This is a genomic window from Chloroflexota bacterium, from assembly GCA_020850535.1.
Taxonomy (GTDB): domain Bacteria; phylum Chloroflexota; class UBA6077; order UBA6077; family JACCZL01; genus JADZEM01.
Map to the genome: position 1 here is coordinate 20,252 of JADZEM010000078.1, position 8,597 is coordinate 28,848.

The 8,597-nt window shown below is 69.3% G+C and carries 6 protein-coding genes; 3 read left to right on the forward strand and 3 right to left on the reverse strand.

The window, feature by feature from the left end:
* Positions 1-142 precede the first annotated feature (142 nt).
* Positions 143-2,485, reverse strand: coding sequence for a flagellar filament capping protein FliD (gene fliD / locus IT306_11735; GenBank protein MCC7369088.1), 2,343 nt, complete (start codon positions 2,483-2,485; stop codon positions 143-145).
* The gene (locus IT306_11740; protein MCC7369089.1) at positions 2,478-2,819 is read right to left on the reverse strand and encodes a flagellar protein FlaG; all 342 of its coding nucleotides are present in this window, start codon (positions 2,817-2,819) and stop codon (positions 2,478-2,480) included. The genes fliD and IT306_11740 overlap by 8 nt, the downstream gene beginning before the upstream one ends.
* Positions 2,820-3,296: 477 nt before the next feature.
* Here IT306_11740 and IT306_11745 point away from each other — a divergent pair, with 477 nt between their 5' ends.
* The 3 genes from IT306_11745 to IT306_11755 all read left to right on the forward strand — a co-directional run bounded on the left by IT306_11745 (position 3,297) and on the right by IT306_11755 (position 8,231).
* Positions 3,297-3,650, forward strand: coding sequence for a heavy metal-binding domain-containing protein (locus tag IT306_11745; GenBank protein MCC7369090.1), 354 nt, complete (start codon positions 3,297-3,299; stop codon positions 3,648-3,650).
* Positions 3,651-3,751: 101 nt separating this feature from the next.
* Positions 3,752-6,583 (forward strand): AAA family ATPase, encoded by a 2,832-nt coding sequence (locus tag IT306_11750; protein ID MCC7369091.1) that lies wholly within the window; start codon positions 3,752-3,754, stop codon positions 6,581-6,583.
* Between the two features lie 154 nt (positions 6,584-6,737).
* Complete coding sequence (locus tag IT306_11755) at positions 6,738-8,231, forward strand: BON domain-containing protein (GenBank protein ID MCC7369092.1); 1,494 nt, start codon at positions 6,738-6,740, stop codon at positions 8,229-8,231.
* Positions 8,232-8,391: 160 nt separating this feature from the next.
* Here IT306_11755 and IT306_11760 read toward each other — a convergent pair.
* Positions 8,392-8,597, reverse strand: a 206-nt coding sequence (locus tag IT306_11760) for a flagellin (GenBank protein MCC7369093.1), incomplete at its 5' end; no start/stop codon positions are given.

Sequence of the window (8,597 nt, forward strand, 5' to 3'; positions counted from 1 at the left end):
CCGTCTGTACCTGAGAGAACGTGCCCTGTGCCGGTCTGGGGATGAGCCAACGATGAGCCAGAAGTACCGGTCCGGGCAGACCTGCGTCTGCTGCGACGGTCGGCTGACGGCTGCACAGGCGCAGCCGTCAGGCCGGCCGGGGCTAGCTGCTGCTGGAGTTGAGCTTCGCGAGCTGCGCCGAGAGCGAGCTGGACTGGGACTGGAGCTTGGACATCGTGGTTTCCAGGGCCGCGTACTTCTTCTCCAGTGACGTCTTCTTCAACTCCAGTCGTCGCTGCATCTCGTCGATGCGCTTGGTATACCCGTCGTTGATCGAGTCGTCACCCTTCTTCCGGGTGGCGAAGTAGCCGGTGACGGAGTCCGTCAGGCCATTGATGTAGTCGTTGAGCATCACGCCGATGCCCTTGTTGCTCACGGAGACCGTGAAGGTGTCCTCCTGACCGTCCGTGAGCGTCGCCTGGGTCGTGATCTTGAGGCCGGGGATAATGCCGTAGTTGTCCTGGCCCGCCGCGACGGCGCCCGTCTGGCTCCAGGTCTTCTGCCCAGAGCTGTTGGTGAACCAGGCCTCAACCTCGCCAGAGGCGGCGTTCGTCACCTTGACGTGGAACGTCCCGTCCTGGTGAATCTCGGGGGTGCCGGTCACCGCGCTGATGTTGTTCGTGGTCGGCGCGCTGAGCGTCGCCCCGAAGCCGGCAATGATCGACTCGACGGCCTGGGGGTTCTCGGACAGGGCCTTGCTGAGCTTGGCGTCGTCGACCACCAGCTTGCTGGTCGCGCCGACGGAGCTGCCGAACGCCCCGAAGCTGACGCCGATCGAGGCCAGCGTCCGGTACGTCCCCGAAGCCCCCTGCGCCGCCGTGCTGACCATCTGACGCAGCGACCGCTGGATCTCGCGCATGCCCAGGTCACCCGTCAGCGCCGAGGCCTTCTTATTGGTGCTGTCGTACTTGGTGAGATCCTCGATCTTCGTCATCACGGTGTTGTACTGATTCACAAACGCCTTGATGGTGTTGATCGTGGAGTTGGCGTCCTGGCTGACCGTCACGGTGACGGGGTTTGCGCTGGTGGACTTCAGGTCCAGCGTGACGCCCGGCAGGTAGCCCGAGATCGAGTTGGTGGAGCTGGTGAGCTGCTGCCCGTTGTTGACGGTGTCGATGCTGAACAGCGCGTTCTGCCCGAGCTGCTGCGTCCCCGCGAGCACGCCAGTGGCCGCCAGGAAGTTACCCTGCGTGTCTGACAGCGTCATCGTGCGCGCGCCCGTCTGGGACGCCGCAAACCGCAGGCGGTCCTGGACCGGATCGTAGAACGCCGAGACGCCGGCGCTCGACGAGTTGATGCGGTTGACGATGGTCGTGATCGAGTCCGTGGCCTTGTAGGAGATCTCGACGTCGTTGATCGTGAATTTGCCGTTGCCGCTGCCATCCAGCCCGGCGATGGGCGTCGCGAGCCGTGAGGTGCCCAGCGCCGCGCCGACATTGGTGACGCCCAGGCCCGTGGAGCTGACGACGCGGTCCGTGCCGTTCTGGACGGTGCCGGCGGTCAGCCCGGTGCCCGTCCCGGCCGCCGTGATGGCGATGGCCTGCGAGCCGCCGGCCGTCTTCTGCGTCAGGGTGATGGTGCCATCTCCCTGGGCCACGGCGGAGACGGTGCTGCTGCTGTTGTTGTTGATCTCCTGGGCGATGAACTGCGCGTTCTGGACGTCCGAGAACCCGGCATTGCCCTGGTTGATCGTCGTGGTCACGCCGTTGATGGTGATGCTGGTGTTCAGCGCGCCGGCGCTGGCAGCCATGCCGCTGTTCGTGCTGGCGGCGGTGTAGCCGCTGACGACCGCATCCGACAGGTTCATCAGCCGGAGTGCGTTCGCCGTGTCGCTGAGGGAGCCAAGCTGGAGCGACTGGCCGGGCGCCGAGATGATCTGCACGCGGTTGTCGGCCCGGCCGTCGGCGTCCGCCACCAGGCTGGCCGTGACGCCGGCCCCCGAGCCGTTGATCGCCGTGATCATCGAGTCGAGCGTGGTGGTGTTGTCGACGGTGATCTGCTGACCATTAATGCGGAACGTGCCGGTGTTCACGCTGTAGCGGAACCCGGCGTTCGCGAGGGTGGCGGCGTGGTCGATGACGTTGCCCATCGCCGCATTGCTGTAGATGCGGGTGGAGGTCGCCAGCTGGCTGACGGTGACCTTGAAGCTGCCGTTGATGGCGTCAGCCGACGTCGAGGCCGTCAAGACCGTGGGGGAATCGCTCGCCGTATCCGTGGATGCCATCTTCGCGTTCATCCGGGACCGGTCCGACAGCGTCCGCGCCGTACCCTGCAGCGATGTGATCAAGTCCTTGATGGAAGCGATCGCCGACATCTTGCTGGTGTGGGCCGTCTGCTGGCCCTGCACCTTCGTCATCGACGAGGACTCGATCTGCATCAACTTCTCGATGATGCTGGCGGTGTCCAGGCCGGAAGCCAACCCACTCACGGCGAACGTGCTAGACATAGCGATCGATTCCTCCGCTAGCGCCCCAGTCGTTCGACGGGAGCCGCTTTCCTGGTGAGGTCTTCCGGGCAAGCGCCTGGAGCTCCTCAGCGATGCGCTGCACTTCTTCTGAGGGGATCTCGCGCAGCACCTCGTCGGTTGCTGCATCGACGATCTTGATGCTGATACGGTGGGTCTTCTCGTTGATCGAGAAGCGGGCGTACGACTGCGGGAAGGTGGCGACCTTCGACGCCTCCGACACACTGGGGGCGCTCCCAGCCTCGGGCAGGCCATCCCCCAGGACATGGACTGGCGGGGCGGCGCGCTCGGCGTGCACTGCCCCTGAACGGACCACGTCAGGCTGGGGCGTATCGGCTCGGTCACCACGGTCGGCGGCCGCCTGCCAGCCGTTCCAGGCGACCTCACTCCCGACGCCACGGGTGACTGTCGGCTCGTTCATATCCTTGTTCCGTTTCGCGATCGCAGCCCACCAGCAGCTGGTTAGGCGCCGCACCAAGAAATAGCTTCCACTTGGATGATCGGCCCGCACGCCCAAGAGTTAAGACTTCGGCGATACTTTTGCGAACCAGACCGGGCTCTTCTTTGCGCGAACGCGAGTCCTGGCCTCCTGGCTCACCATCTGGCGTGCGCGGCCTCCAGCGGCGACGCTCCCCCCATACAACGGGCCCGCGGAGCCCCACGGGACTAGCCGTCGCCGCGATCCCGGGGCGCGCGCAGCCGCGGAATCGTTGCTGGCCGCGAGCCGGCATGGCAGGCTACTCACGGGAGCGACAGTGACTGTGCTCACCTTCAGGCCACCCGGAGGCGGACCATGAGCTGGCCCACCGACGCGAATTTCCTGGTGACCACGACGTCCTCGTTGGACAACGCGCGGATCGTGCGGTATCTCGGCATCGTCAGCGGCGAGGCGATCCTCGGCGCCAACATCTTCAAGGACTTCTTCGCCGGCATCCGCGACATCATCGGTGGGCGCTCGGGCGCGTATGAAGAGGAGCTGCGGAAGGCGAAGGCCATCGCCCTCGAAGAGATGATCGGCCAGGCCCGCCAGCTTGGCGCGAACGCCGTCATCGCCACAGACCTCGACTACGAGAGCCTGACCATTGGCAACGGTGGCGGCATGCTGATGGTGACCGCGTCCGGGACCGCCATCATCTACGAGGGATAGCTTCCCGGCGCCGCTCAGACTCGACCATGCTGGCGTCCGATCCGGTACGATGCGGGCAACGGCCGCTCCGGCCTCGCCCGCGAAAGGATCGGCCCCCTGGCATGACCGGCCACACGCTGCTGATTCACCCCGACGTTGACGACTGGATGCGGAACCAGCCGGACCTGCGCCGTCGGGTTGATTGGCTCCTGTTCGAGCTGACGTCGCGTGGGGATGCCGGCCGGCCGAAGGGTATCGTCGGGCCATCCGCCCTGGTGACGGACGCCCCAGCCCTGCGCTGGCGGCGCTCCGGCGTTGGCGGCTACCACTTCTATGCGTGGTGGTTTCCGGCCACCGGCTGGGACGGCATCGACGATGGCCGAACCATCGTCGTGCGGGCCGTTCGCCACCACGACGAGATGAAGCCGCTGGCGGCCGGCGCGCCCACCACCTACTACGAGCGCAGCCTGGACGAGCTGGACCCCCTCACCGACGAGCAGCGCGAGGTGGTGAGCGCCGACGCCCGCGTGCGGCTCGTGGTGGGCCAGCCCGGCACCGGCAAGACCGGCGCGCTGATCTTCACGGCCGTCGAAGAGGCCCGGCGGCTGCCGGCCGACGCCCGGCTGCTCTACGTCACGCTCTCGCGCCGGCTGGTCAGCTCGGCCCAGGAGATGCTCGACGGCGTGCCCGATCTCGGGCGGCGCGTCGAGGTGGTGGCGCTGGCCGATCTGCTCGGCCACTGGAGCGGGCTGGAGCGTGGGCGCGTCGCGGATTCCGAAGAGGCCGAGGAGCAGGCGTTTCGCGGCTCGGTGGGCGGGTTCGCCCCGCGCGATCTGGCGACGTGGCAGGGCTCGGACCGGGCGCTCTGGGCTGAGGTCCGCGCGCACGTCCTGGGCGCGGCGCTGCCGTTCCCGCTGACGCGCCGACGCTGGCCGCCCGCCGACGAGCCGATCCTCCGTGAGTCCACCTATATGTCGCGGCGGGCCGGACAGCTCGGCTCGCGGGTGGCCCAGGCTGCCCGCCACGCCGCCCAGGTCTTCCTCGACCGCGGCGATCTGCCCAGCCTCCAGCGCGAGGCGTGGGCGGCCTACCAGCGCATCGAGCGCGGCGCGCTGGACCGCGAGCTGCGGACCATCGGCGGGCTGATCGTGGACGAGATCCAGGATCTCACCCTGTTGCAGATCGGCGTCCTGGCGAAGGCGGCCGAGCGGGCTGGCGCGCTCCAGATCGAGGCGGGCGTCGGGTACGGGCCGCTCTTCGTGGCGGCCGGGGACGAAAGCCAGGTGGTCCACCCGAGCGGCTTCGACTGGGGCTCCACCAAGGACGTGCTCTCCGAGATCCTGGGGACGATGCCGACGGAGATCACGCTGCGGCTCAACCAGCGCAGTCCGGTCCCGCTCATCGAGGTTGCCAACCGCACCGCGAAGCTGTACGACGACCTGCCACGCGAGTACCGCCCGCGCGGCTCGGCCAAAGCCGACACCGGCGATGCCCCCAGCGGCGAGGTCGGCGAGGTCGCGCTGACGACGGTCTCCGCCGACGATCCAGACCTGCCGGGCTGGCTGGAGTTGCTGGCCGACACGCCACACAGCGCCGTCGTCACCGCCGAGTCACGCTCCCGGACCCCTGAAGATGAGGCCCTCGACGCCGTCCTGGCCGACGACAAGTTTGGCGATCTGCGCTTCACGGCCGGCGCCGTCAAGGGGCTGGACCGGCAGTACGTGGTGCTGTGGGGCGCATCGCGCGTGCTCGCGGGCATCCGCGACGAGATCGCCGCTGCGAGGGACAAGGGCGAGCGGGTTCGCTACCTCGTGGCCAGGACCGGGATCGACGAGCTGCGGGTGGCCCTCAGCCGCTCGACCGAGACGCTGATCCTGCTGGACCACCCCGACACCGAACTGGACCCGCTGTTGCAGGAGGTGGCGGATGACGGCTTGCTCGCGCGGCGCTCGCTGGCCTTCCTGCGCGCCCGTCTGGAGGAGCGCAACGACGACGCCCGCGAGCGTGCGCTCGGCTTCCTCGAAGACATGCTCGGGCTGCTGGAAGTGGACCTGGACCGCGCCCTGCGGACCCTGATTCGCTTCGAGGCCGCGCTGGCCGGCCTCGTGGACGCCGAACAGCGGGCCGAGGTGCTGGAGCGCTCGATTGTCGTGCGGCGGACGGCGGCGACCACGCTGGCCCGGCAGGGGCGACATGCCGAGGCCGCCCGCCACTACGAGCGGCTGGTCGCCATCTGTAAGGAGCTGGGCCAGGAGGCACGCTCGGGGCAGTATGCCGTCCTGGCCCGCCGCTACGCCGCGGCGCCGCCAGGGTCCGAGGCGGCGGCGCGGCTGTTGCCCGGGCTGCTGGTGGACTACGTCCGCGCGCTCGAAGGACGCTCGGCGGACGACCGCCCAGAGCGGCTGTTCGAGCTGCCGCGCACCTGGCTCGAGGAAGCCCGCGAGCTGGAGATCGGCAGAACCACCGCCCTGACCTCCCTCCACGAGAGCGCCAAGCGGCTGGCGGCCCTCACCGACGACGTGCGCGACCTGGAGACGGCTGAGCGGCTGGCCGACACCCTGGCCGAGGCCCGCGTGGCGGCCGGCGATTGGGCCGGCGCGCTCTCGCTGTTGAAAGACCGGCCAGACGCCAGCCCGGAACAGCTCGCCCGCTGCTACGAAGGGCTCAAGCGATGGGCGGACGCCGCCCGCGCCCGTGTGGCCGCCGGCCAGCCCGAGGCCGCCCTGACAGCCTACCGCCGGGCCGGCGCGTTCGCGGAGGCCGCCGCCCTGGCCAAATCTGCAAGCCAGCCCGAGCAGGCCGCGCTCCTGAACACCCTGGCAACGGTCCTCGACGGCATGGACCGGCTGGCCAGCATGGACCTGGACGCCCTGGAAGACGACGAAGCTACGGTCCTCGCGCGGAAGATGCGCGAGGCGGCGGACCGGCTGGGCAAGCGGCGCAAGCGACGCTAGCACCGCTCGGCGTGAGCCTCCTCCCCGGCACGTCTGGCGGCCGGCACGTCTTTTGCGTCCCGCTCCCCGCAGGAGCGCACGCCCCGCAGGCCAGCCGGCCCGCCGGCCCACCGAGACGTTGCGCCTCCGCACGCATCACGCAGGGAGGCTGATCGTGGAGCGAGACCGAGACACCTATCAGGATGAGGCGCGCCAGGACGACGCCCGGCGCAGGAGTCGGGCCGTCGACGACCGGGGCGGGAACGCCCGCGAACGGTACGGCAACGAAGAGGACGAGTACAGCCGCCAGTACCGGCAGGCGTACGGCGAACAGGATCTCGCGCGGCGCATGCGGGATGACCGCGCGTACAACCGCCCGGGGTATGAGCCTGAGGTCGGCCGGCCCGGCGGCCGGGAGATCACCCACCTCGACCGAGAGCCTGGGCAGGACCGCCAGCGCGGCCAGTACGGCGGCGAGCGCGGACCGGGCATGCGTGCAGACATGCGTGCAGATCGGGGTGACGACTGGCAGGGCGGCTTCTACGGTCAGGGGCGCCGCTTCAGCCCGGGCGAAGGGTTCGGCCGTCAGGAAGAAGAGAGCTACGGCCCGCCGATGGGCCAGCGCTTCAGTCAGGACGAACGGAGCGGTGGCCAGGGGCAGCGCTCCGGCCGGACGGGCCAGTACAACCCGTTCAGCCGCCCGTCCACCCCGCCCAGCCCGTACGACCAGGGTGATATCGGCAGCTGGTACGGCGGCGACACCGGCATGGGCGACAGCGGATCGAGCCTGGAACGACCGCGCGCCGGCAGCCAGTACAGCAGTGGCCAGTACAGCGGCGACCCGTACAGCGGCGGCCAGTACGCTGGTATGCCGTTCGGCAGTGGCCGCCAGGGCCAGTCGGGCGGCTCGTTCAGGCAGGGCGGCGAACAGTTCAGCCACGGACCGTTCACCGGCCGGGGGCCGCGCAACTACCAGCGCTCTGATGAGCGTATCCGCGAGGACATCTGCGAGGCACTGACGCAGCACGGTGAGATCGACGCCAGCGCCATGGAGGTGGACGTGCGCCAGGGCGTGGTCACCCTGCGCGGCGTCGCGGACAGCGGCCGGGTGCGGCGGCTGACCGAGGAGATCGTCGAAGAGATCACCGGCGTGCAGGATGTCGAGAATCAGCTCCGGGTGAACCAGCGGACGGGCTACGGCGATCCGTACACCGAGCGTCAGCGGGGGTCCACGCAGCAGGACGCCGGCGGGCAGCATGGCAGGCAGGGCTCCGGCCAGACCCCGAGCAGCAGCGGCACACAGCAGACCGGCCTGCAAACGGGCGGCACGCCAGCCTACGGTGTCGGTGTGGCCGAAACCTCCGGGGTCAGCACCCGGTCCGGAAGCGGTGAGCCGGGCCTGAGCGCCGGTGCCGGGCCGTCCCAGCACGGCAACCCCTGGCAGATCCGCGACACGATGGAGGTCGTCGGCTCGGATGGCGAGCGCGTCGGCTCGGTGAAGACGGTGCGCGGCACCGACTTCCAACTCGACCGCCCGATGGGGCGCGACCTGTACGTGCCGTTCAGCGCCGTGCAGACGGTGGACGGCGACCGCGTCATGCTGCGGTGTCGGACATCGGAGGTCGATCGACAGAACTGGCCGCAGCCGAGCCTGACCGGCGGCGCATAGCGGCTGCCTATCGTATGACGGGGGACACGCCCCCGCCCTACCGTGGCCGTCATCGGGCGCGAGCCGTGGAAGGCCTGCAACACCCACAACGAAGAAGAGGCGTCTCCGCGTATGCGGAGACGCCTCGTTGTTGCCTGGCCGTTGGAGGTGCGGCCTACGCCTAGCCGCGGAGGAGGGAGAGGACGCCCTGCGGGAGCTGGTTGGCCTGCGCCAAGATCGAGGTGCCCGCCTGCGAGAGGATGTTGCTCCGCGTGAACTGCACCATCTCGGCAGCCATGTCCGCGTCGCGGATGCGGCTCTCGGACGCCGTCAGGTTCTCGCTCATCGTCGCCAGGTTCTCGATGGTGTGCTCGAGGCGGTTCTGGA